This window comes from Thermoflexus sp. (assembly GCF_025055495.1).
Taxonomy (GTDB): Bacteria; Chloroflexota; Anaerolineae; order Thermoflexales; family Thermoflexaceae; genus Thermoflexus.
Map to the genome: position 1 here is coordinate 1 of NZ_JANWXB010000006.1, position 23,389 is coordinate 23,389.

Below are 23,389 nucleotides of genomic sequence, written 5' to 3' on the forward strand. Positions count from 1 at the left end.
GCTGTCCCCTGGCCGCCGTCGCCACCGTGCGCTGGCGAACCACCCAGCTCGCCGACGGTCGGTTTTGGTATGGACAGTCCTGCGGATCCTGGGAACGGACGATCGTTCGCGCGGAGCGGGTTACTGAACACAGCGTGGGGATCCCATGGCTACAACCCAACACATACTGCTGTTACGAGGCACATTCGGTGAATGCGAGAGGAGCCAGCGAACGGTGAAGGGGATCGTTTACCACCCTGTCTCGGGAATTTCAAATTCATCTTCCGCTCGTGATGAGAAGATAAAGGGCTTTGGGGATGGGCGAGGCCGCTAGAGGCAGTCCGCCCCATGGCCCTTTGGGCCGTAGGGGGAGGGAAGACAGAGGGTAGAGCTACCCCTTCATCCAACCGGTTCCCGATGGCGTAACGCCTATCATGGATATATCTCATCGAGAACCCGATAGGCGACGCGATAATCGTACCACGTCTGAACGGTGGCAGATCCAGCCTCGCCCAGACGCTGAGCCTCCATAGGATCTCGCAACAGGGTTACAATCGCCCGTGCGAATTCCTCCGGCTCATCGGCGATCCATATGTTTTCGCCATGACAGGCTCTCAAGCCCTCGCAACCGATCGATGTGCTCACCACCGGAACCCCGCGGGACCATGCCTCCAAAATCTTCACTCGCACGCCGCTCCCGGCGCGCAGGGGAGCAATCATCAGGGCGCTCTGACGCCAATAAGGGACGGCATCAGCGACAAAGCCGGTTACCACCACGGAAGGATCCCGTGTCGCCCATGCCTGCAAATCCCGAGGGGGTCGAGCCCCAACGAGAAACAAACGCGCGTCTTGTATTTTTGAACACACGAGCGGCCATATCTCCCTTAAGAACCATCGGATTCCCTCCACATTCGGCGGCCAGTGTAAACCCCCAATATATAAAACACCTCGTGCGTTCCGATCCCTGGGGATAGGTGGGAAATCGGCAGGATCCAGCGCGATGGGCATAACCGCACCGGGAAGCGAACACCCCGCCGCTTCCTCTAACGCCTGACGATCTTCATGGCTAACCGTCAGCACTCGATCAAATGAACGGCAAACTCGGCCCTCGTAAGCCTTCAACCGACGAGCCTCCCATAAGGCAAAGGTCCCTGCCAGCCCGGGTGACAGAGTTTGTGCCAGGCGCTCTACTACTCGCCAGACTGCATTATGCGCATCCAGCACACGAAAGGTCTGCATCGCCAAACCGTAGGGCGCCATGTTTAACTGATCCGCATGCACTGCGTCGAAGGATTCCATTTGTTGCAGGGTGTTCAGCAAGCGATAGAAGGCGGGATGATAATCCCGAGCGATGATAAAGGGATCCCCCGTCATCCATGCCCGCAACAAGGCAATGCCATCCATGAAGCGGGAACGCGGCAGGCGAATCGTATGGACTGCCTCGCAGTAAGGATGCAACATCGGAATCAGAAGGGCTTCCGCCTCTGAACGCACAAATGAAACCAGAGTAATCTGATGGCGCTGCGCAAGATAACGCAAGGTGTAGTGCGTTTTGATCTGGGGTCCGCTGACCAGTGGATACGGCAAGACCTGTGTTAGCATCAATATTCTCATTGTAGCCCCTTAACCAGTCATCTTGACCAAGTGGAGGGAAATCCCAATTTGCAAGACCTGGAGTTCAGGGTGACGTGCTCGCTTGGGCTCTTCAAACCAGCGCTTGCACCTTATAAAATCTTCGGAGCCCATCGATGGCCCTGGAGGGCCTCGCCTCTCTGTTTCCTTCCCTCCCACGGTCCTTGGGGCCGCGGGAAGGGGGAGAAAAGATTTCTTTGGGAACGGATTACATGCCTCTGATACATACGGCCTGCCCCACATTTAGCTCTGTCGAGTTTTCGTGCGATTCCCTCACCCGTGATGCGGGCACCAAGTCGCCTGGCATCTGAAGCTCAATCCATGCGCCGACGGACCCACCACCCGAACAGGCTGATCACCCCCACTCCCCCTCCGATCCACAGGATCAGTCGCGTCGCATCCGCGTCCGGTCGCGGCTGACCGGGCGGCAGCGCCGGGAGATCTGTCACCTGAGGTATCCATGACGTCGGAGATGGCGTCAGAGGGATCCACCGGGTAGGCGTAGGCGTGGGCGCGGGACGAGGCATAGGGGTCCGACGCGCTAACGGCGCATCGGTGAGGGCCGTGCTATACCAAACGGTGTAACGACCCGCGTCAGAGTTATACATGTTCTCAGGATCCCGCTCAAACCAAACTAAATGCAACTGGCGGCCCTCTGAAACCGCCAACCGGGGCCACTCCGGGAAATTGCGGTTCGCGGATACCAGAAACGGTCCATGCCACGTCGTGCCATCCCACATCATATGCCAGACTCCGACCTGGCCTTCTCCGCCTACCGCTCCCACGCCGACGAAATGCAACCGCCCCAGGCTATCCCGCGCGAGGTCATAATCATCGTAGGGGATCTGTGCCCACGGCCGGGCCCGAAACCCCGGAAGGGGCATTGGGGAAGACCAACTCTCCCCGTGGTCCGTGGAGCGCTGGAAATAAACCGTCTCCGTTTCCGCTGTGCGCCAGATCAAAATTAAAGCCCCCTGCCCATCTTCCCCGAGAACCCCCTGTTGAGGAGATCCAACCGTGGCCGTGATCAGGACCGGCCCTAACCAGGTCCTTCCTCGATCGGGGGAACGGGTCAGGCCGATTCCGAACGGTTTACGCTCCCAGCCCGACAGACCTTTCCCTTCCTGCCAGGTGACATACACCCATCCATCACGAGCCACCCAAATATGAGGCTTCAACGAATCATAACCAGGAGACTGAGAAAGATCCTTCGGTGCCGTCCATGTCTCTCCATCATTGTCGGAAGATCGATAATAGATCTCCGAACATCCCTCGCAGGATTTCTCAGTGATAGTGATCTCTGACCACACCACATGGAGCCGACCATACGGATCCACAGCCAGTTCGTTATAGTAAGCTACATTTGATCCGCTGAGCCGATAGGGCGATGCCCATGCCGAAGCCAATGTGGCTTGAGGCAGCGGGACGCGCGAGAAGAACAAAGTGGTGGGCACTCGAAAAGTAGCAAGCAAGTCCCCATAGCGATCGATCAGAATGGAATTGCGTGTAACAAAACTCATCCCCTGGATGATCAGAGCTGCCTGAACATCAACCGGCCTAGACCAGAAATCTCCTTGGCGTTTCGTAAGGACAAGGGTATCAAAGGCTGCCTTTCCCCTCTGGACGCCACCGGACCAGACCACCACCACCGTCCCATCGTCGCTGGCCGCTACATCCGGGAACCAGGCCATCTGATTCGGGTCCGATAGCCGGATCGGCTTTTCCCACCGCACCGCAATCCCCTGTCCATGCACAGGGGTTGCGATTCCCATCCCCAGTGCAACCAGCATCCCAACCAGCCACCAGGTCCATCCCCGCTCATGCGAACGCCAGCTCATGGCTGAATGCTCCTTTCCCGCGTCGGAAAGAGCGCGCATTCCACCGGCGCATAGAGGCGATATGGACCGAAGGCTGCCACAGGACGAGTGCACCCTTCCTCAACCTCCTGATACAACTGCACCCACCGCCCAAACGCGCCCACCAGCACGTAGTCCGGCCGCGCGGAATCCCAACGATAAAACGCGGAGGGCGGCGGCCCACCCAGCCAGATAAAACGCGCAGCGGCGTCGAGCAACGCCTGAGGCGGTTGATGATACGCGTGATCCGTCAGCACCATCATCTCCGGCTCCCACGTCTCAATCCGGGCACTCTCCGGGATATGCTCTCGCAGATAGCGAGCCATCTCGAAGGCCGATCCATCCCCCTGCCGGACCACCCGCCCGATGATAATGGCCGCAGAGCCCAGCAAAAGGAGCACAAGCCAGCCGGTGATCCCCCAGCGGAGGGCCGAACCCGGGACCTGCTTCCGCAAATCCTCCACCATGCCCCCCAGCCCCAGGCTGAGCAGCGCCAGGCCGGGATAGGCATAACGCAACCAGCCGTTGGATGCCACCACCAGCCATCCCAGGTTCAGACCCGCCAGGACCCCCACGAATCCCCAGCGATAGCCCTCTCGGCTCCGCTGCAGGGCTTTGGCCAGCACGTAGAACACCGCCGGGAGCAGCGCGCCGTCGAAGACTGTTAACAGACTCCGGGCCGTCGCACTCATCCGGGGCGAGGGGAACGTTGCTACGCTCCCCCCCGCGATCTGCCGCAATTCCCCCAGAGTCCGCAGGGGATCCGGGATCCACACGCCCCACAAAATCCCCTGCCACAGCCCCCACAGCCCCAGCGCCACCCCCGCTGCCGCCAGATTTCCGGCCCAAGAAGGCTCCCGGTAAAACACCCTCCCCAAAAGGGCCATCGTGATCAAAGCGGGGATCAGAAACAGCCCCCACTGGTTCTTGGTGATCAGGGCCAAACCGAAGCCCAGGCCCGCCAGGAGCGCCCCTCCTTTCCGGCCCCGGGCCATCCGCGCCCAGCCGATCAGCCCCAGGGCTAAGAAGGTCATCGCGGGCACTTCCCCCAGCACCTGGCGCCCCAGCGTCACCGTGTCCACGCTACGAGCGAACACGAACCAGAGCCCAGCGAACGCCGCCCCGATCCCCGGCACCCAGCGACGAGCCACGACGCTGAAAAGGCTAACGCCTAACAGGAGATAACCCACCATCACCCACCGCGCCGGCCACAGATCGATCCCGAATAAATGAAACGCGCCGGCGATCGGCAACAGCACCGTGGGCCCCACGCCGAAGATCGGCCCGGAGAAGCGGAAGCCCTCGCTGCTGTAATCGGCATAAACCCCCCAGCGGACCAGCGCCTTGGGCACATGCAGATGCGAGCCCTCATCAAACCAGGTGGGCGGATAAAGCGTCAGGCGATAGAAGGCCAGGGCGCTCAATCCGAGAAGCCCGAGGATCCCTCCCAGGGTCCACTTCCATCCCCTCATCGCGGATGCCCCCCATCGGATCTCGACGCATCCATCCGCACCGCCAGCACCGCCGCTTTCGGCCGCTGGAACACCAGCGCCAGCCACGGGATGTCCGTCCATTCGACCCCATTCGCTCCCTCGTCAGCTCCGACGATCACATATCGGATCCCGTAGCGCTGCACCAGCGCCCGTCGCTCCGCTTCCGTCATCGTCGGGCGATAAAAGGCCTGCGCCTGCTCCCGCCGCTCGAAGAACCGCAACGTCCCGGTCCAGTGGGCCAGGAACGCCCGACACCCCGTCCACATCGGGACAAAGGCGCCAACGGCTTCGGGGGCCATCACCGCGCCCCCATCGCAACCACGCCCGGCCAGCCAGTCCAGCGCCGCCACTTCATCCCGATGCAAGGCATAGGGTGGCTGCCCCCGGCTGATATCCAGGATCCGCCATCCCCACAGGTAGAGGTTAGCGGGCAACGAGAGGACCAGCGCCCATCGCATCAGCGGCTGAACGGAACCCGTCCGGAGCCACACGGCCAGGCGTTCCACTCCGCGGACCGCCCAGTAGGCGATGGGGATCTGCCAGCCGTTCAGCAAATGGATCTGAAAGCTAAGCGGCAGATAGGCCAGGGGCAAATGAACCAGGAACCAGATCCCCATCCAGGCTTCGGGAAGGGTCCAGGCCCGCCAGCGCCGGGGATCCCCGAGGCCGATGAGCGCCAAGAGAAACGGCAGGCCCAGGAGCAACAGCAGCTGAAAGGGCGGCGGCGTGAAGACGCCGGCGTTGACGAATTGGGCCAGCACTTCCCGCCAGGTCGGATCCTGATGGGTCAGCCAGGTCATATACAGGGCGCCGGGCGCGGCCATCCCCAGCGCTAGCCCCACGTGAGCAGCCTCCTTCCACGGCAGCCGACGCTCGATCAGGGCCCGCCAAACCAATATCCCCCCCAGCACGGCCCCCACGGTGAGGAGATCATACGTGTGGTGCAGGCTGAGGGTGAACGCCAGCGCCCCCGCCAGCAGGCTGTCCCGCCAGCGGCCGGTGGACATCCCCCGAACGGCCAGCACGAGGATCGCCGCGATGGAGGCCAGGGCGACCAGAAAGTGGGGATAGGCGATCGCGGAAAAAAACGTATTCGGTTCTGCGATCGAAGGAACATAGGGCGCCATCGGCGACGGAAGCGGCAGAAACGCCTGAAGGCGCTTGATCAAAGGATGGAGCCAGGCGAAACCGCTTCCCAGCATGGCCATAGCGAACATTGCCCGGGCCGCCTGAGCCGATGGGACGATCCATCGATAAAGAAAAGCCAGCGCCCCAACCGTCATCCCGATCGCAGCGGCTCGCAGGATCTGATAGATCGCTTCATAACCCATCCCGCTGAGGTGCGTTAGCTGAGCCAGGAGCCACCAGAGCAGGTTGAAATACGTCGCCGGCGTGGGCTCCGGCGTCAACAGGTTCGTGGCCAGCAAGCTTTGCTGAAAGGCACGCCACCAGGCGAAATACTGGATGTGATCGCTGACGTTAAAGGCGAAGCCCATAAACCGGCGGTCCGGTCCGACGGCCAGATAGCCGACCGCGTAGGGAATGCTGGAGACCGCCCATACCCCGAGGGCCCAGGCCAGAAGCTCATAGCCTCCGGGCCAGCGGGGGACGGCTGGATCACGTCTACGCCCGGCGATGGTTTTTGAGCGCCCCTCGGGGCCTTTCAGGAAATCGAAGGCATTCGAAAACAAGCGGCCCTCCTGTTCGATGGGCTGACATCGACAAAACCGTAGCCCGACTTCCCCCCTACGCCATGGGCCCCTTCAGGCGTCGAGTCCCATCCAAACGCCTTCGGGAGGGAAGCGAACCAAGCCCCTCTTCTTCCTCCCTCCCCAGGGACCATGGGGAGGGGGTATAAAAATGTTTCTGGGGCTGGGGCGCCGCAAAGGCGGCGCCCCAGCCTTAGAACCCCCCGGGAAAGCAAGGCCAGTTTCCCATCGAGCCCAAACCTCTACGGACCCAGCAGCCCGAACCCCTCCGGCCCATACACCCAGCGCGCGCCGGGCGGCCAGCGCCAGCCCGGCAGCCGAACCCCATCTCCCTCAAACCACTCGTAGAGGCGGGAGTTAGAGACCACCCATCGCGTCAGCTCCGGCTCGAACAGGACGATCGCCCAGCCCTCCCCTTCGCTTGGCCTCATCCATACCTGTTCTGTTCGCGGGCGCTCGGCGGGATCCTCCAGGCCGAAGGGCAACACCGGGTATTCCGGCGCGTAGAAATCGAAGAACCGCCACTCCGAGGCCACGACCAGCGTTCGGTCCGGGGGGAAATGAGCGCGAAGCAGGTCAAAACGCCCTTCCAGCTGGGCATCGTGGCGGCGCAGGGTGGAACGATTGAGCAACCGGATCCCCTCCGTGCCCAGAGGATATTCTGGGGCCAGCAGGAAAATCGCAACGTTGATGGCCACCCCGGCCGCCCCCAGCCATCGACCCCAGGAACCGCTGCGCGCTACGATGTAAGCGGCCAGCAGGATCAACGCTGGCAGGAACACCAACACCAGACCCTGTTGCCCCATATGGATGAACGCGTAAAAGGCCAGAGATGGGATAATCCAGAGCGCCCATCCCACCCGGGGGAAACGCGCCGGGAAGGGATTGACCCGTCGGAGGACTTGAGGAACGAGCGCCACAGCCAGCCCAGCCCCGGCCAGGCCGTAGGCGGTGTAGGCCGCCAGCTTCCCCAAATTGCGCTGCAAAGCCGCCATCCCCCCGGGCCCGAAGACCAGCGTGGAGGACCAGAAGTGCGCATGAAACGCCCGTGAGATCTCCAGATAGCGCAACAGCCCGCCGCTCAAAGTCAGCAAAGGGACCAGCCACAACAGAAGGGCTCCGCCCAACCAGAGGACGCTTTCCGCCCGTCGTCGCCATGGCTGGCCCCAGAGCCCCCACAGAAAGACCGGGCCCAGGAAGAGCAGGTTCTGGGGGCGCAACCCGGCGGAGAGGGCCAGCGCCAGGGCCAGGGGCCGATGCAGTCGCTCGCCCCGCGCGCATCGCCATGCCAGCCAGACCAATAGCAGGATCAGGCCAGCATCCAGGGCGTGGGGCAGGGCGATCTCTCCATAGAACCAGACCAGCGGGCTGCTCAACCAGAACAGCGCCGCCCATATCCCGGTCCGAGGCCCTCCCCACTCCACCCCCAACCGGTAAATCATAACTGTCGCCAGAACCGTTCCGGTGACGCTTAAGGCCACCAGGGCCGTCTGAGGATCGTGGAAGAGCCAGCGGGCGATCCGTCCCATGCCGACATAAAGCGGATAGCCCGGAACGTGGGGCTGACCCCGCGCGACATCGAAATGGTCCAGGGCCAGGGCGAAATTCACCGAGTCCCAGTGATACAGCCAACGACCTCGCAGCGGCCACCGGGTCAGCACCGCCAGCGCTGCGAACACCCCGACCGGATGCATCGCCCAGCGCCCGATGGCAGCCAGCCATCGGACCCCAGGCGCTCTTGCAGACAGCTCCTGCCAGAGGATCATCCATTCCCTCCCGGAATACGATGAACGGCGATGCGCCATCGTTCCGCCCGGGGGAGCAACCGCCAAAGCCCCCATCCCCAAAGGGCCATCAGGGGAAGCAAACTCGGGATCCCCCGTAATCCGAGCAGCACCCCCCAGTTCCGGGCGATGTCGCCGGCCTGCCATCTCGGCCAGACGTATTCCACCAGCGGGAACCGCTGGTATTGTGGGAACTGCTGGCCGGCCAGGCTCTCCAGCATCACCATCCCCAGGCTCCAGAGCCATAGCAGGCCGATCCCCCCCCATCCCATCCGATGCCGGGCAAGCGCCGGGATGGCGAACCCGGCCCCCAGGGCCAAGAAAGGCACCATCGGGAGCAGATACCGCGGGCCCACCGCAAATCCCCCATCCCACATCGCGGAAGAGGCGTTGAAGGCCATAAAGCTCAGCGCCGCCCACGCCCCCAGCCGCCCTTCCGCCCGCCACTCTGGATCCTGGAGCATCCACCATAGGCCGATGAGCCCCAGGAGCAGAAACGGCGAACGGAAAAACAGCCCCCGGTAGGGGCTGAAGGTAATCCCCCAGAGCGCTTCGGACGAGGGCCCCCGCAGGCTGAAGAAGCCCTGGCGATGGACCTCCTGCCACAGGGTGGAATAGGCGTAGCCCAGCTCGAACGGAGATCCGAACACCACGGTGTTATGCCAAGCTGCCAGCAGCAACGGGGGGATCCCGCCCGCGCCCATCTTCAGCGCCCGCCTCGCCAGGGGGGAAATCCCCTCCCGCCATCCGCCCAGCCCATACACGGCGATCGCCCCGCCGATCAGGATCGTGGGATATTCGGAGATGAAGGCATACGCCAGCAGAAAGCCCATGGGGACCATCCATCCGTCCCCGAGAAAGCCCCGGCGGATCCCCCAGGCCAGGGCGAAGGCCGTCATCAGCAGCGCGGCCACGAACTGATGGGCCACGAAGAGATTGGCGTAAGCGAAAGCTGGCGTGGCCAGCCCATAGGCCAGGGGAATGATCCAGGTCACCGGATGGTCGCCGAACCGGGCATGCAGAAAGCCGTGCAATCCGAAGGCAATGGCTGCGGAGGGCAGCGCCACCACCACCGCGCTGAGGATGACCTGGGCGATGGCAAACCGGACCTTCCACGGAGAAACCCCGGTGCCAGCGGGGTTCAGGGTCGCACGGAAGGCGGGGGAACGCTCCAGGACTCGCGACAGGGGTTCCGCCAGCGGCGCAACCAAGATCGGATGCAAGAGCGCGTAAAGAGGAACGGCCGCGAAGGCCAGGCCGGGCGCTTTGTCGCTGTAATAATGGCCGCCCACCATCGCGTAGTCACCGGTGTTCTCCACAAAGGCATCGATCCGGAAAGTCCCCTGCTCCACCAGGGCCAGCACCAGATCCAGGCGGGAGTTCTGGTTCCAGTCGGCCCAGCGGGGGAACACGTAAACCGTGCTCAGGAAGATCAGCAGAAAGAGCGTCCAAGCAATCGGAGTGAAGAAGATCTGAGCCCAGCGCTGCCATCCCTCCAGGCCGATCGCCGTCCCGTAAGCTGCGGCCTGCTCCCGACGTCCAATCAACCGCATCCCGATCCATTTCAGGAGCGTGGTCCCCCAAACGGCTGCCCGATACACCGATGCCGTCAATGGCCCGCGGGCCTTTCGGAGGAAGCGGGCTTTCCCGGCATACAGCCAGCGCCGCCGCAGGCCGTCCATCCGCCGCGCCGTAGCGCTTCCCAGATGGATCACCCGGGCCTGCGGCACAACGGCCACCTCCCACCCGGCCTGCCAGGCTCGCCAGCACCAGTCCACCTCCTCGCCATACACGAAGTAGCCCTCGTCCAGTCCCCCGATGGCCTCCACCACCTCCCGACGGATCAGAAGACATGCGCCGGAGACCCAGTCCACCCGACGAGGGGCTTCGGCAGGAGGATGGAAGGGGAAATGCGAACCCAGGAGGCGATGCCCGATCGGCCCGAGGAGCAGCAGAAGCTCCGTTCCTAAGGTAGGGAAATCCGCCGCGCATCCTTGAGGTGTCCCATCGGGGTTCAAAAGGCTGCTCCCCGCGATGCCCACCTCCGGATGATGCTCCAGGTAATCCACCAGCGCCGCCAGCGAGCCGGGTTGCGGAAGGGTGTCCGTGTTCAGCAGCAGGAAATACCGCCCCCGGGCCTGCGCCATCGCCTGATTGTTCGCCGCGGCGAACCCTCGGTTGGTCGGGTTGGCCAGGACGTGGACCTCCGGATGCTGGGCCCGAAGCCAGGGGATCGTATCGTCGGTGGAGGCGTTGTCCACCACCCAGACCTCATAAGGGATCCCTTCCAGCGCCGCCGGGAGGGATTCCAGACAGCGGGCCAGTAGATCGCGGGTGTTATAGGTGACCAGGATGACAGAGACCAATGGCGTCATGGGTCCGCCTTATCGAAAAAAGGCTTCTCGATCGCCGAGCTATGGATAGAGGCTTCTCCCCATTCCCCCGTTCAGGCCGCGGACAGAGATAAAGAGCTGAGGAATCAGCGGGACAGCCTGCCCCTCTGGATCCAGGCGGCGTGGGAAAGCTGCAACCGAAGGTTCCGATAATAGCGGCCCATCGCCACCGCCGCCCCTGCGAAAATCCAACCCCATACCGTGTAGCGATAGCCTGCGATGGTCTGGGTGTAAGGAAACGGCAGGAACCAGTCCCCCAGCCCCATGGCCACCAGCAGGCCGGCGAATCCCCCAATCAGCCCCGCAACCAGGGCACGGGCCTGGTGATCTGTGCTACGAACCCAGCGCCAGATCTGAAAGATCTCCCGCCCCAGGGCCGCCAGGAACCAGATGAAGAATCCCATGCCGATCAGGCCAGTCTGCGCCAGGACATCGATGTAATTGCTGTGGGTGGCCATCGCCTGATCCGGGAAATAGGTCATATAATACGCCGCATATCCCGCCGGCCCCGTCCCGAACAGCAGATGCTCCCGGGTGACCTGCCAGTTCCGGGCCCACGCCTCCAGCCGGGTGGTCCCGCTGGTCCAGTAGTTGTAGTCGAACACCCAGAACTGAAGCGGCCGCCAGTAAACCACCGCCATCAGCGCCAGGATGCTGGCAACGAGCGCAAACAACCACCGGGATCGCAACCACACCACCACCAGAAGGGCTGCGATCGGCGGGAGCCAGCCGCTGATCCAGGAGATCCCGGGCACCATGACGTGCCATCCCCAGATCCCCAACATCAGCAGGAGCCCCACCCGGAGCCCGGCCGGCATGGGCCGGAAGACCAGGAAGGCAACGCCAAAGCTGAACAACCACATCGGGAAAAGCCCTCCCGTGTTCAGGAAGGGGAACAGCGTCCGCCCGGCCAGGATCTGGATGGCCCCCATCGCGCCCGCGATCAGGAACATCCCCACCAGGCGGTCCACCTGGCGGGGATGGCGCAGGTGGGCAGCGGCCAGCCAGAGGGCCAGCGGCGAAAGCAACATCACGCCCAGCCCCCCCAGCCGCGCCCGATACAGGAACCAAGGGGGGATCATCGGATCCCGCCAGATTTCGCTCCAGAAGAACGAGATCACCGAAACAACCATAAATCCCAGCAGAGGGATCACCGCCGGGGCTTTCGGCCAGCGTTCCCGCTCAAACACCAGCCGGAGCAGCCAGAGCCCGCCGAACAGCCCGGTGAGGAGCAGGCTTGCCACAATGGGACTTTGGGAGCCGGTGGAGATCGTAAAGGGAATAAAGAGGGATGCGAACAGGATGATCTCCACCGCATAGCGACTGAAGAATAAAAGGGCTGGGAAGGCGAGCGCTCCGAGCAGCCCCAACGCGATCCACCGGCCCCGCGCGGTGAGGACCAGCATGCCGATCCAGGGCGACAGAAGAAGCCCCAGCCCGACCCCCCACAGGGCGGGTGGAATTCGGACCCGCCCCCGGGGCCCCTTTTCAAGACCTCGCGGCCATGCGATCCCACTCATGGATCAACCGTTCCACCAGCTGAAGATAGCGTTCCCCTAACCGCGCCCAGTCATAATCCTGCACCGCTTCCCGGGCGATCCGGCTCTGCCGCGCCCGACGATCCGGATCCCCCAGCAGGTCCACCACAGCCTGGGCGAAATCCCGGGGCCGATCGGCGATGGTCACCGCGCCCTCTTCCCGGAACACCAGCCCCTCCGCGCCCTTGGGCGTAGAGATCACCGGCGTCCCCAGGGCCATCGCCTCCAGGATCTTCAACCGCGTCCCCCCGCCGAACCGCAGCGGGGCCACCATCGCCCAGGCCCGCGCCACACAGGGGCGCACATCCTCTAGGTAGCCGGTGTAGATCCAGCCGGGCGGATGCGGCAGCGCGATCCCTTCCGGAAGCCGCCCGGTGACCCACAGCCGGGCCGCCGGGCGACGCCGCTGGATCTCGGGCCAGATCGCCTCCGCGAAGAACTCCAGGGCATCCCGATTCGCCCAATAGGTCGGCGCCCCGGTGAAGATCAGCGTATCCGGCTCCGGCGCCGCTTCGATCCCCTGGTAATGTGCCAGATCGATCCCGTTGGGGATGACCGCCACCCGGGCTTCCGGCGCAGCCCGCTGAAGGATTTGGGCTTCCACCTCGGAGACCACGGTGCACGCAGTGAAGTCTCGCGAGAGCGCCCGCAGGAACCGGGCATACTTCCACCACATCAGCATCCGCCGCGCCCACCGGAACGGATCGCGGGCCATGCGGACTTGGTCCAGGAACAGCCCGGATTCCACATCGTCCAGAATCTTCGGGACGCTGTTCAAGCGGCGAACGTAAAGGGCAGATGGCAATTCAGAGGCGATGATCAGGTCGAATGTTTGCTCCCGGCAGAGCTGGCGCACCCGGACATGGACCTCGGGGAGCTCCACATCGACCAGCCAGCGGGGAGCGGAGGAGAAAAACCCGCGGACCGCCCGCCATCGGGTCGGCTGGAACTCTCGACGCCGGAAAACATAGAAGGCCTCGCATCGAGCCGCCAGCTCCGCCCAGTAACGCTCGACCTCAGCCTCCGGGTCAGCCAGCACCACCAAGGTCAGCCGGTGGTGAGCGGCCAGCGTGTTTAGGAGCTGCGCGAGGCGGATCCGCACTCCCTTATCCGGCGGCAGGGGGAACCAGCCCATCAGCCAGAGGATACGGGCCACCGCGCCCCCTTTCCGTTTTCCCAGATCCCCCAGCGCCGACGGAAGAAGGCATAAAGCCCTTCCCGGACCGCCCGGGCATGGGAAGGGCGTTCCCTTTGTTCGAGCTGCTGGGCCAGCCGGACCGCGCCGTGGACCGCGTGGGCAAGGGCGATCCAGCGCTCCATGCCGCAGCCGTGCGCCCAGAAGAAGAGCAGCCGGTTGCGGGTCATGTAATACAGCGTGGTCGGAGAGAGATCCTCCGAGCTCAGAGGGGCTTTGTGCCACATCTGGGCGCGGGGATCCACCCAAATGGAGAAGCCGGCGCGGCGCGCCCGCTGGCACCAGTCCGTTTCCTCCCAATACATAAAGTAGCGTTCGTCGAACCCTCCGACGGCTTCGAGTGCCTCCCGCCGCAACAGGAACCCACAACCGGGGACGAAATCGACGGGATGGGGAAAGCGCCGGGAAGGCTCCATGTGCCCGGCCTCCCGATGGAGAGTGTAAGCCCGGCGCCAATGGATCTCCCCGCCCAGCGCCCAGATCCCCTGTGACGGCGGCCACGCCCAGATCAACGGCCCTACAGCCCCTACCTGAGGCATGGACCGGGCGGTCTCCAGCATCCTCACTAAACATTGGGGGTCCACCACCGTATCGTTGTTCAACAGGAACACACCCTCCATCCCCCGCTCCAGCGCCATCTGGAGCGCCAGGTTATTCCCTGCCGCATAACCCCGGTTGCGCTCCAGTTCCCAGATCTGGACCTCTGGGAACGCGCGACGGATGGCCTGGGGCGTTCCGTCGGTAGAATCGTTATCCAGGACCAGAACGCCCTCCACCGGGCCTTCCAGGCGCCGCACCGACTCAAGGCAGGCTATGGTATCAGGCAGCCGGTTATACGTTAGGATCGCCACGAGGATTCCGCTCATATCGGGTGCTCCTCAGCGATCTCCTGAAGCTCAGGCTCCGGACGATCAGCAAAACGAGGGGCCTCTATACGGATAATGTCCCGATAGAGGCTCATCAAGGCCTCCATCGCCTGCTCTTTAGAGAAAAGGGCGCGCGCCTGGGCCCGTAATCGCTCCAGCGCCTCAGGCTCCTGGGCCCAGCAGGCCAGGATCTCCGCGATCGCTTGGGGATCTCCTGGAGGAACCAGCCACCCGTTCTGTCCGTGAGAGATCACCTCGGAGATCCCGCCGATCTGGCTGGCGAGAACGGGAACACCCATTGCCAGCGCCTCTAGGCCGACAATGCCAGTGATCTCCGGCCAGATGGACGGCAGGGCCAGCACGTCCGCCTCCGCTAACGCCTCCCCCAGACGATCCCGTGATAGAACTCCAGCGAAGCAAATATTTCCCTCCGAACCGATCAGCCGTTCCAGATGGGCCCGATAAACCGGAAACGCCTGATCGTTGCCGTAGATGGTCAGCTGGATCTTTCGTCCCCTTTCTCCCACTTTCCTCATCGCCTCCTGAACCCCCTGGATCAGCACGTGGAGGCCCTTATGAGGCGCGACCTGGCCGATGTAGACCACATGCAACGCGGAAGGGTCCCGTCGATCCCCATCCGGCCTTCGGAGATCCGAAGGAACGAAGTATGGAATTTGATACACGCCTTCCTGACGCATTCCGAAGGATCGGTGAAGATGGGCAAGGAACTCTGTAGGGACGATGATGGCCGTCGCTCGATTCAGAACTCCTATAGTTGTGGGCAACCGTTGCTGCATGATCTGGGCCCATGGAGCAAAGAAAGGCCAGGGCTGCAGGAGGCGACCCGCTTTCCGATGGGGATCCCGGATGCCCAGTCGGAGAAATCCTTGCTCGATCCATCGATAACGCCGGCTCTGGCTGAGCCAGCAATAGGCGCACCCCGTCGGATCCTCTGGCCCCGGGCACACCTGGCCGCTGGGCCGCAATAACGTATGATGGGCGCAGAGGAACCAGAAATCGTGAAGAGAGACCACAGTGGGGAGCCCCATCTTCATCGCCGCCCGCAACGGGGAGACCGTCAGGAGATATCCGCTGTGTAAATGGAGCACATCCGGGCGGCGGCTATGGAGATAGGCTTTGAACCACAGCTCCATCGCCGGGTTGTCGAAGCGATCCCGTATCCCCAGGGGGCCCTTCCGCCAGCGGACCGTCAGCCGGTGGACCGGAAACCCCTCCGTCTGATCGACCCGGGCCGTCACCCGGGGGAAGGGCCCGTATTCGATCTGCTCCACACACACCACCTCCACCCGATGGCCCTGCTGATGTAGCCAGCGGGCCAGGGACTGCACATAAAACTCCACCCCCCCGACGTTGCGCGGCGGGTAATGCGGCGCGGCCAGCACAACGAACATGGCTCAGCCTACCTCCCCTGTGATCGGCGACCGACGGAAGATCCCACGCAAAAGATCCCATTCCGCCGACCCTAGCGCCCTCAGGCCCCACAGAGCCAGGCCGTAGGCGAACGCGCCCAAGATCAGCAACGTGGGCAGGGGAAGGCCGCGCGCCGCCCAGAGGGTCAGCCCCATGATCCCGGCTGCCAGCGCCGGCTTCCCCAGAAGCCCCATCGGGATGCCCCGCCACAACCGGAGAAGCAATCCATACTGCCCAACCAGCAGGATCTCCGTCAGCAATGTGATCCATGCGGCAGCCATCAGGCCATAACGTGGGATCAGCATGAGATTCGCCGCGATGTTAAACGTGGTGCTCAGGATCAGCGAGCGGGCCACCAGCCACTCTTGATTCCGCACCAAGATGACATATCCCAGATATTCCGAGAGAAACATGAAAGGAACCACCCCGATCAGGATCCGGAAGGCCGGAACCGAGGGAAGGAAGGAGGGTCCGTAGAGGGCCGGGATCAAGCGGTCCCCCAACATCCATCCCCCCACAGCGAAGGGAATCGACAGCATCCAGAGATATCCGACGGAGCGACGGATCACCGCGGCCAGGGCCTCCGGGTCCGTTAGGGAGGCCATTGAGGGATAAAGGGCGACGTTAACAGCATTGGAAATCATCGCAATCGAAAAGATGAGGTTGTAGGCCGCGTTATACCAGCCGACGACCCCCGCTGGCCACCAAAGGCTGAGGAGGATCGTGTCCACTTTGTAGGACAGGTTCACCGCTAAGCCGATCAGGCCGAAGGGCAAACCAACCCGCAACAGGGATGGCCACACCGACCATTCCGGCCGTTGGAGATGGAACAGGCCCAGGGAACGGACGGCCCACGCGGTCAGCAGGAGCGCGGCCGTCAGGCCGACCAGCGAGGCGCCGATCAGTCCGTAGAATCCCCATCCCAGCACCAGCGCGGCAGTGCCCAGCCCTACAAACAGCAACTGCTGCAACACGCCCGCCGCGGAAACGAGATCCAGCCGGCGGATCCCCTGCAGCGCCGCCTCCAGCGGCCCCTGAGCCGCATAGAGGACAAGCGTAAGGGCGGCCAGGGCGATCCCTCCCATCAAGAACGGCGGCTGCTGGTGCCACCACGCCATCCCCAGGATCAGGCCGATGGTCCCCAAGGAAAGGAGAAACCGGAGGGCCATCGCGTCCATCAGCATCGCCTCCCCTCGCCGCCGGTCCCGCGCGATCTCGCGGACCAGATAAGGGGCGAGGCCCCAATCCGAGAGGACAGCGAAGGCGGCCACGTAAGCCAGGGCGGTCGCGTAGTGTCCGAAAGCCTCCTGCCCCAGACGCCGGACCACCCAGACCGAGAAGGCGAAGGCCAGCGCCTTCACCATCAGGCGTCCCCCCAATCCGAACAGCGTGTTCCGGAGGACCGTCAGGGCCACCGGGCTCATCCTTCCCGCTCCGCGGATGGTTCGGGGGCCTCCGCCGAAGAAGGTGGTTCGTCCGCGGATGCGGCTTCCGGTTCGCTCATGGCCGCCGCCAGCAACTCCGGATCGAGGTCCACAAACGGAAGGATGGATGGACGCTCCATCTGGGGCGGTTCGGGGGAGAAGACATCGCCGACTGATGCGCCGTCCTCCTCCGGCAGAATCGCCCCCACGAAAGGCCCGCTTCCTTCGTTCCCTACAGGTTCCGGAGCATCCACGATCCTCGGTTCTGTGGAGATCGGTGCGAAGGAAACCGGAGGGGCCGGGGATTTCATGCGCTCTTCTCGTGCCTGGAGGATCAACCGCTGCTTAGCCCGCATCCGCTCGGAATAGGGTGGGAGCGGCCAGGCAAGCGGTGGATAATCCCTCTCCTCCGGGGCTTTTCGCTTCCCCCACCACCCCTGGATCCCTCGGGAAACGCTCTCCTGCCAGGCTCGAAGGACCGTTGAGGCGGCGGGCTTCCGCCGGGTTTTCTGTTCGTAGCGAGAACCGCCGTAGGCATAGGCATAGCCGTAACCGATCCCCAGCTTGCGGCGGGGCACATCGTTGACCACGATCCCCAGGATCCGCTGGCCTCGCAGTGCGTAGCGGGCCTGTCCGACCAGCCGCCGGGGGGTCTCGCCGTCACGGATCACCAGGAGGACCCCGTCGGCCGCCCGAGCCAAGAGCTCCAGCTCCGCCAGGAACAGCGTGGGCGGGGCGTCCAGGATCAGGACCTCAAAGCGAGTTTGAAGCCCAGCCAGCAACGCCCGCCACCGCGGCGAACTCAACAACAACCCGGGATCCCGTGGGATCCGGCCCATCGGCAGGATCGAGAAACCGCCATCCACAGGGAGGAGAAGCGAATCAAGGGAGGGGACTTCCCCTTCGGCCTCCAAGTAATCTACCAGCCCCTGAGAGATCTCTTGAGGGGTCAGGTGAGCCACCACGCCGCCCCGCAGATCGGTTTCCACCAGCGCTGTGCGCAGCCCGGCCTCGGCCATGGCTGCCGCCAGATTGGCCGCTACAAAGGACTTGCCGTCTTCCGGCATCGGGCTGGTGATCAACACAACTCGCGAGGAGTTCCCCTCCAGCATTCGAAGGGTCCGAAGCCGTAGAGAACGGACAGCCTCCGCTTCCGGGGAATCCGGCGCGCTGCGGACGATGAGGGGATCCTTCCGGTTGCGCCAGTGAGGGATTGCCCCCAGGACGGGAAGGTTGAACATCGTGAGGCTTCCGTCCCAGCGCACCGCCCGGCCCAGGAACAGCTCCAGCGCCATCAGCATGCTGAGGCTGAGCAACAATCCGGACCCCACAGAGAGCGCCAGATTGCGGAACATGCTGGGCGAGACCGGACGTGTGGGAGGGAGCGCAGGCTCTAAGACGCTGAGGGTATTCACCCGCCCTTGGTTGATCGCCGCAAGCAGCTGGGCATAAGTTTGCTGATCATCCCGCTTAAGTTGCTCCAGCGCCTGGAGCTGATCCTGAGCCTCTCGCAACTCCGACGCCGAGGTCATGCCTGCCATACGTTGCCGCAACTCCTGAATCCGCCGATCCGCCTCGTCGATTTTCGCCTGAATGTCTGCCAGCTGGCCTCGCAGGAAATTCTCATCCGCCTGGGATCGGGCGCCCGGGGCCTGTTCGATCAACGTTTGCGCCAGCGCGTTGGCCAGCGCCGCCGCCCGCTCAGGATCGAAATCGTAAACATAGATCTCCAACAGGGAAGCGTTGAAGACCACGCGGGTCTCCACTGCCCGAGCCAGATCATCGGGGGACAGGGTCAGATTCAGGCGTTTCAGGGTTTGCTCCAGGATCGGCCGCCGGCGGGCCATCTCCCCATAGATCTGCGCCAGGGTTCGGCTGAGGCCGATCTCCTGGGGATCCGGGTTGGGGTTGGTGATGCTGGTGCCCACCATCAGCGTGACCCGCGCCGCATAGACCGGTGGCTGCTGGCGGGTGTAGAAATAGCCTCCAGCCCCCGCGAGCAACGCACACAGGATAGGAAACCACCACCAGCGGCGGATGGCATCCAGATAAGGTTGCAGACGCTCCATTCAGGGCTCCTTATTCTCGCTTTTCCCTGGAAGGCCGTGGGGATTCTTGCGTAACTCGCAACTATATGAAATCTTGGAGTGGTCGGTGCCGCCTTTGGCAGCCTCACCCCACCCAAAAAGCCCTCGCCTTATCCGAGCCGATCGCGGAAGAAAGCCACCGTCTGCTCCAACCCCTCCTCCAGATCCACCCGGGGTCGCCACCCCCACGCTTGATATACGCGATCCGCCCGCAAATAGATCCGGAAGGTTTCCCCGACCTTCGGCGGGCCGTAGAGGGGCTCGCGGCGATAACCCGTGATGGCCGCCAGGAATCGAAAGATCTCGTTCACCGTCGTCCCTCGGCCGCTTCCCAGGTTGAATACTTCTGCATCTCCGTTCTCCAGGGCCATCTGGTTCGCGGCCACCACATCCGCCACATATACGAAATCCCGCATCTGCTCTCCGGTCCCGTGGATCACCACCGGCTCTCCCCGCAGCATCCGGCCGATGAAGATCGCCACCACCCCCGCCTCGCCGTTGGGATCTTGTCGCGGCCCATACACATTGGGGTAGCGCAACACTGTGTAACGGAGCCCGTAGTGCTGGTGGAACAGCGCCAGATATTGCTCCACGATGAACTTGGTGACTCCATAAGGGCAGAGCGGGCGGATCGGATGATCCTCATCACATGGCAGATAAACCGGCTCCCCATAAACCGCGCCCCCGCTGGAGATGTAGATGAACTTCTTCACCCCATACTGGAGCGAGAGGCGGATCAGGTTAAGAGAGCCCAGCACATTGACCTCCGCGTCATACATGGGGTCCGCCATCGAGATGCGCACACTCATCTGAGCGGCGTGATGGTTGACCACCTCCGGCCGTTCCCGCTCGAACACCTCCGCCAGCGCCGGGCTGCGGATGTCGATCTCATAAAACCGCGCCTTGGGGTTCAGGTTCTCCCTTCGGCCGGTGCTCAGGTTGTCCACCACCACCACCTCGTGGCCGTCCTTGATCAACGCATCCACCACGTGTGATCCAATGAAACCTGCTCCGCCGGTGACCAGGCATTTCATTACGACCTCCTGGGACCTCGTTAATGTGTCTTTATCGCTCCCCGATCGGAAGTCGGCGAACTCATTCGCCTTGAGAGAGTTAACGATCCATCTTCCGCGCGCTATCTCTCGCGGACTCTCCGAAATCCGTTGAGCGGTTTTGCGGGCAAAACCGATAACCCACCCCCCATACGGTCACAATGTAACGGGGCCGGGAGGGATCCGGCTCGATCTTGTTCCGCAGATGGCGGATGTAAAGCTTCAAGTAATGGGCATCCCATCCCTGGTCCTCCCAGCCTGCCCGGAGCAGGGTCTCATGGCGGACCACACGACCGGCATGCTCCAACAGACAGGCCAGCAGCCGGTATTCGATGCGGGACATGCGAACACGCTGCCCGCGGACCCGCACCTCCTGGAGCCGCAAGTCGACGACCAGATGATCATCGGCGTAATAGGTGATCGCCCCATGGGCTCCGCGCCAACCCTGACGGCGCAAGTGGGCCTGGATGCGCGCCCGAAGCTCTACGAAGGCAAAAGGCTTGGGGATGAAATCATCGGCTCCCATATCGAAGGCGCGGATGACGTCCTGCTCCGAGCGAGGGGCCGAAATCACCAGGATCGGACTATGCGTGACGGCCCGCAGTTGTTGGCAGAAGCGCAGGCCATCATGATCTGGGAAAGCGATCTCCGTGAGGATGAGATGAGGGGTGATCACAGGAAGCAACGCCAGAGCTTCGGAGGGCCCAGCAGCGGTGAACACGACCATTTGATCTGTGCTTAATTCCTGCTGGAGCAATCGCTGCATCTCCGGGCTGGAGTCCACCACCAGGACCCGCACCTCGGCTTCGCTGGTATTGCCATCCCATCTACCTCCTGGTCCTGGATAGAATAACTGAGCCATCTGCTTCCTCCTCCATACCATCCGAGGATCCGTTGATCTCTCTGCCCCCTTCTCCCTTCCCTCACGAATAGAGAAGAAAGAGTTAGACGCGGGGAAGGAGAGAAGGAAGGCGGTCTGGGTCGAACCCAGATCTCACTTTCAAACCTTACCAGGAAGAAGTTTGAAAAGGTGAAGATTTCGGTTTGAATTTGTTTTGAGGATGAAACACGAGAGCAGAAATGGCGCAGCCTGCTTCTTTAAGAGGAAGAGGAGTTACGGGGCTCGTTTTCTTCTGGAGGAAAGCGCGGCGCCACCTTTGGCGGCCTCATCCATCCCCATGGGGCCCTGGATGCGATCTTGCCGCATGGGGGAGGGGAAACCCCAAGTTTTCCCGGGGGCGTGGGCTTGCCCCTGGGGGCGTGGGCCCCAGAAAATCCATCATACCTCCGGCTTTTCCGGTCGCAGACCGGAACGCGCAGCCTTTCCGTTAGCGTCTGGGCCCTAATCCCTCCCCCACAGCTCTCTGGGTCGTGGGAGCAAGGGATCAAAATCCCCTTGGAGGCGGAACTCCGGCTGGGTGTCTGTCCGCACAGGGAGGGGGAGAAGAAAGTGAGGCGAAAGAGCCTGCCCTTTACTTAAGACAATGTTAGGGTGACAGGGTGGGCGGCTTTGCGGCTCGCCCCGTCACCCCAAACCCCAGGTTTGCAACGGCGCGCTTCCCGCTCGAAAAGCGCCCCATCCTCATTGCGCAACAGGTTCGACAAGGTTTAATCACACTGAAACCGATATCCGATCCCCCACTCTGTCAGAATGTATCGCGGATGTCTGGGGTCGGGCTCGATCTTCTGGCGGAGATAGTGAATGTAAAGCTTGAGGTTGTCGATATCATCCGCATATTCCGGCCCCCAGACCTGGGTGAGGAGATAGCGATGGGGAAGCAGACGGCCAGGGTTGCGCATCATCACGCTCAGGAGCCGGAACTCCAGCGGGGTGAGCTGCACCGGCTGCCCCGCCACCGTCACGGTGTGCTGATCCAGATCCAGCACGATCTCCCCACACCGATAAACTCCCTGTTCCGGCAGCGCCCGGCTGTTGGCTCGGCGTAACAGCGCCCGGATCCGAGCCAGGAGGATGTCGGCCTGGAAGGGTTTGGTCACGTAATCATCGGCCCCCAGTTCCAGACCATACACCACGTCCGTGGTCATCCCCTTGGCGGTTAGCATTAGGATGGGGATCGTGGAGATCTGGCGGATCCGTCTACAAACCTCCCAGCCATCCATCCCGGGCATCATAATGTCCAGGATCACCAGATCCGGTCGCTCGCTTTCCAGCATCCGAAGGCCGGTTTCCCCGTCCAGGGCAACCAGGATCTGATAGCCTGCTCCTTCCAGACGCTTGCGGAGCAGCTCGACAAACTCCCGATCGTCATCGATCACCAACAATGTGGAAGCCATTGATTGCCCCTTCATCCGGATTTCCTGGCGTATCGGAAGTTTCGATCGGCACCCCGAAGGGTAGCGAAGGACTCATCATCGCCTGCCCGGGGCGACTACCAAGGTTTTGATAAATAAGACAAATTATTTTGAATTCATGATATAAGAAGTTAGGTTCACAGTATATAGGACTTTCGTCCTATTATGAGCGGAAGGGGTCATGGGCGGTCTTGGGAAATTCCTGGTGGTGTCCCTCAGTGATTGGTCCAGGGGTATTTCATTGCTGACGGAGGCGGGATAGGGTGCCGATGGCGCCTCCCCCCTTAATCCCTCCTCCCCGCGGTCCAAGGGGCCGTGGGGAACTGGGGAGCCGCCCTTGGTGCCCCCCAGCTCCTAAAGGCCCCCTAGAGGAAATATCAGGCGACCAGAGATTAACCCAACGATCAAGGGATACCACCCCAGTTTACGATGAGCAACCTACTCCATTCGTCAATGATGAAAGGACCGCTTACCATGAAGGCTCGGAGCTTCCCGCCTTCGCCTGTTCAGGCCTGAAAGAAACATCAGCAAGTAAGAGAAAGGGGATTTGCGGGCGGGGCGCGCCCCGCCCGCAAAAGCGCGGATCCTCGAGGGAGACCTGTCGCACCAATGAGGCGCATCGCCCATATCGATCGCA

The 23,389-nt window shown here is 62.8% G+C and carries 16 protein-coding genes; 1 reads left to right on the forward strand and 15 read right to left on the reverse strand.

Annotated elements, in window-relative coordinates; genetic code table 11:
* Window positions 1-218: hypothetical protein (locus NZM16_RS00120; RefSeq protein ID WP_295477653.1), on the forward strand; the 218-nt coding region annotated here is incomplete at its 5' end.
* Window positions 219-411: 193 nt separating this feature from the next.
* Here NZM16_RS00120 and NZM16_RS00125 read toward each other — a convergent pair.
* From NZM16_RS00125 to NZM16_RS00195, 15 genes are all read right to left on the reverse strand, one after another.
* Window positions 412-1,581 (reverse strand): glycosyltransferase, encoded by a 1,170-nt coding sequence (locus NZM16_RS00125; RefSeq protein ID WP_295477656.1) that lies wholly within the window; start codon window positions 1,579-1,581, stop codon window positions 412-414.
* 344 nt (window positions 1,582-1,925) lie between these two features.
* Window positions 1,926-3,449 (reverse strand): sialidase family protein, encoded by a 1,524-nt coding sequence (locus NZM16_RS00130; protein WP_295448873.1) that lies wholly within the window; start codon window positions 3,447-3,449, stop codon window positions 1,926-1,928.
* Window positions 3,446-4,939 (reverse strand): hypothetical protein, encoded by a 1,494-nt coding sequence (locus tag NZM16_RS00135; RefSeq protein WP_295448876.1) that lies wholly within the window; start codon window positions 4,937-4,939, stop codon window positions 3,446-3,448. The genes NZM16_RS00130 and NZM16_RS00135 overlap by 4 nt, the downstream gene beginning before the upstream one ends.
* Window positions 4,936-6,651, reverse strand: coding sequence for a hypothetical protein (locus NZM16_RS00140; RefSeq protein ID WP_295448877.1), 1,716 nt, complete (start codon window positions 6,649-6,651; stop codon window positions 4,936-4,938). The genes NZM16_RS00135 and NZM16_RS00140 overlap by 4 nt, the downstream gene beginning before the upstream one ends.
* A 260-nt stretch (window positions 6,652-6,911) precedes the next feature.
* The gene (locus NZM16_RS00145; RefSeq protein WP_295448880.1) at window positions 6,912-8,435 is read right to left on the reverse strand and encodes a hypothetical protein; all 1,524 of its coding nucleotides are present in this window, start codon (window positions 8,433-8,435) and stop codon (window positions 6,912-6,914) included.
* On the reverse strand, window positions 8,432-10,828 hold the full coding sequence (locus NZM16_RS00150; RefSeq protein ID WP_295477659.1) for a glycosyltransferase family 2 protein: 2,397 nt from the start codon (window positions 10,826-10,828) through the stop codon (window positions 8,432-8,434). Before NZM16_RS00150 ends, NZM16_RS00145 begins: the two co-directional genes overlap by 4 nt.
* Window positions 10,829-10,932: 104 nt before the next feature.
* The gene (locus tag NZM16_RS00155; RefSeq protein ID WP_295477662.1) at window positions 10,933-12,366 is read right to left on the reverse strand and encodes an O-antigen ligase; all 1,434 of its coding nucleotides are present in this window, start codon (window positions 12,364-12,366) and stop codon (window positions 10,933-10,935) included.
* Window positions 12,335-13,540 (reverse strand): glycosyltransferase, encoded by a 1,206-nt coding sequence (locus NZM16_RS00160; RefSeq protein WP_295448889.1) that lies wholly within the window; start codon window positions 13,538-13,540, stop codon window positions 12,335-12,337. Before NZM16_RS00160 ends, NZM16_RS00155 begins: the two co-directional genes overlap by 32 nt.
* On the reverse strand, window positions 13,519-14,445 hold the full coding sequence (locus NZM16_RS00165) for a glycosyltransferase family 2 protein (RefSeq protein ID WP_295448892.1): 927 nt from the start codon (window positions 14,443-14,445) through the stop codon (window positions 13,519-13,521). Before NZM16_RS00165 ends, NZM16_RS00160 begins: the two co-directional genes overlap by 22 nt.
* A complete protein-coding gene (locus NZM16_RS00170) occupies window positions 14,442-15,857 on the reverse strand; it encodes a glycosyltransferase family 4 protein (protein ID WP_295477665.1) in 1,416 nt (471 codons plus the stop codon). The genes NZM16_RS00165 and NZM16_RS00170 overlap by 4 nt, the downstream gene beginning before the upstream one ends.
* Before the next feature lie 3 nt (window positions 15,858-15,860).
* Window positions 15,861-17,300, reverse strand: coding sequence for a flippase (locus NZM16_RS00175; RefSeq protein WP_295477668.1), 1,440 nt, complete (start codon window positions 17,298-17,300; stop codon window positions 15,861-15,863).
* Window positions 17,297-19,369 carry a hypothetical protein gene (locus tag NZM16_RS00180; protein WP_295477671.1) on the reverse strand — a complete coding sequence of 691 codons (2,073 nt, stop codon included), beginning with the start codon at window positions 19,367-19,369 and terminating at the stop codon, window positions 17,297-17,299. Before NZM16_RS00180 ends, NZM16_RS00175 begins: the two co-directional genes overlap by 4 nt.
* A gap of 128 nt (window positions 19,370-19,497) precedes the next feature.
* Window positions 19,498-20,421, reverse strand: coding sequence for an NAD-dependent epimerase/dehydratase family protein (locus NZM16_RS00185; RefSeq protein ID WP_295448902.1), 924 nt, complete (start codon window positions 20,419-20,421; stop codon window positions 19,498-19,500).
* A gap of 79 nt (window positions 20,422-20,500) precedes the next feature.
* On the reverse strand, window positions 20,501-21,301 hold the full coding sequence (locus NZM16_RS00190) for a response regulator transcription factor (RefSeq protein ID WP_295448904.1): 801 nt from the start codon (window positions 21,299-21,301) through the stop codon (window positions 20,501-20,503).
* Window positions 21,302-22,047: 746 nt separating this feature from the next.
* Complete coding sequence (locus NZM16_RS00195; protein WP_295477675.1) at window positions 22,048-22,734, reverse strand: response regulator transcription factor; 687 nt, start codon at window positions 22,732-22,734, stop codon at window positions 22,048-22,050.
* Window positions 22,735-23,389: the final 655 nt, after the last annotated feature.

Coding starts and splice junctions, on each gene's coding strand:
- NZM16_RS00145 (WP_295448880.1), bottom strand. CDS start 8,435: ATGATCCTCTGGCAGGAGCTGTCTGCAAGAGCGCCTGGGGTCCGATGG.
- NZM16_RS00185 (WP_295448902.1), bottom strand. CDS start 20,421: ATGAAATGCCTGGTCACCGGCGGAGCAGGTTTCATTGGATCACACGTG.
- NZM16_RS00170 (WP_295477665.1), bottom strand. CDS start 15,857: ATGTTCGTTGTGCTGGCCGCGCCGCATTACCCGCCGCGCAACGTCGGG.
- NZM16_RS00165 (WP_295448892.1), bottom strand. CDS start 14,445: ATGAGCGGAATCCTCGTGGCGATCCTAACGTATAACCGGCTGCCTGAT.
- NZM16_RS00150 (WP_295477659.1), bottom strand. CDS start 10,828: ATGACGCCATTGGTCTCTGTCATCCTGGTCACCTATAACACCCGCGAT.
- NZM16_RS00135 (WP_295448876.1), bottom strand. CDS start 4,939: ATGAGGGGATGGAAGTGGACCCTGGGAGGGATCCTCGGGCTTCTCGGA.
- NZM16_RS00190 (WP_295448904.1), bottom strand. CDS start 21,301: ATGGCTCAGTTATTCTATCCAGGACCAGGAGGTAGATGGGATGGCAAT.
- NZM16_RS00180 (WP_295477671.1), bottom strand. CDS start 19,369: ATGGAGCGTCTGCAACCTTATCTGGATGCCATCCGCCGCTGGTGGTGG.
- NZM16_RS00125 (WP_295477656.1), bottom strand. CDS start 1,581: ATGCTAACACAGGTCTTGCCGTATCCACTGGTCAGCGGACCCCAGATC.
- NZM16_RS00130 (WP_295448873.1), bottom strand. CDS start 3,449: ATGAGCTGGCGTTCGCATGAGCGGGGATGGACCTGGTGGCTGGTTGGG.
- NZM16_RS00155 (WP_295477662.1), bottom strand. CDS start 12,366: ATGAGTGGGATCGCATGGCCGCGAGGTCTTGAAAAGGGGCCCCGGGGG.
- NZM16_RS00195 (WP_295477675.1), bottom strand. CDS start 22,734: ATGGCTTCCACATTGTTGGTGATCGATGACGATCGGGAGTTTGTCGAG.
- NZM16_RS00175 (WP_295477668.1), bottom strand. CDS start 17,300: ATGAGCCCGGTGGCCCTGACGGTCCTCCGGAACACGCTGTTCGGATTG.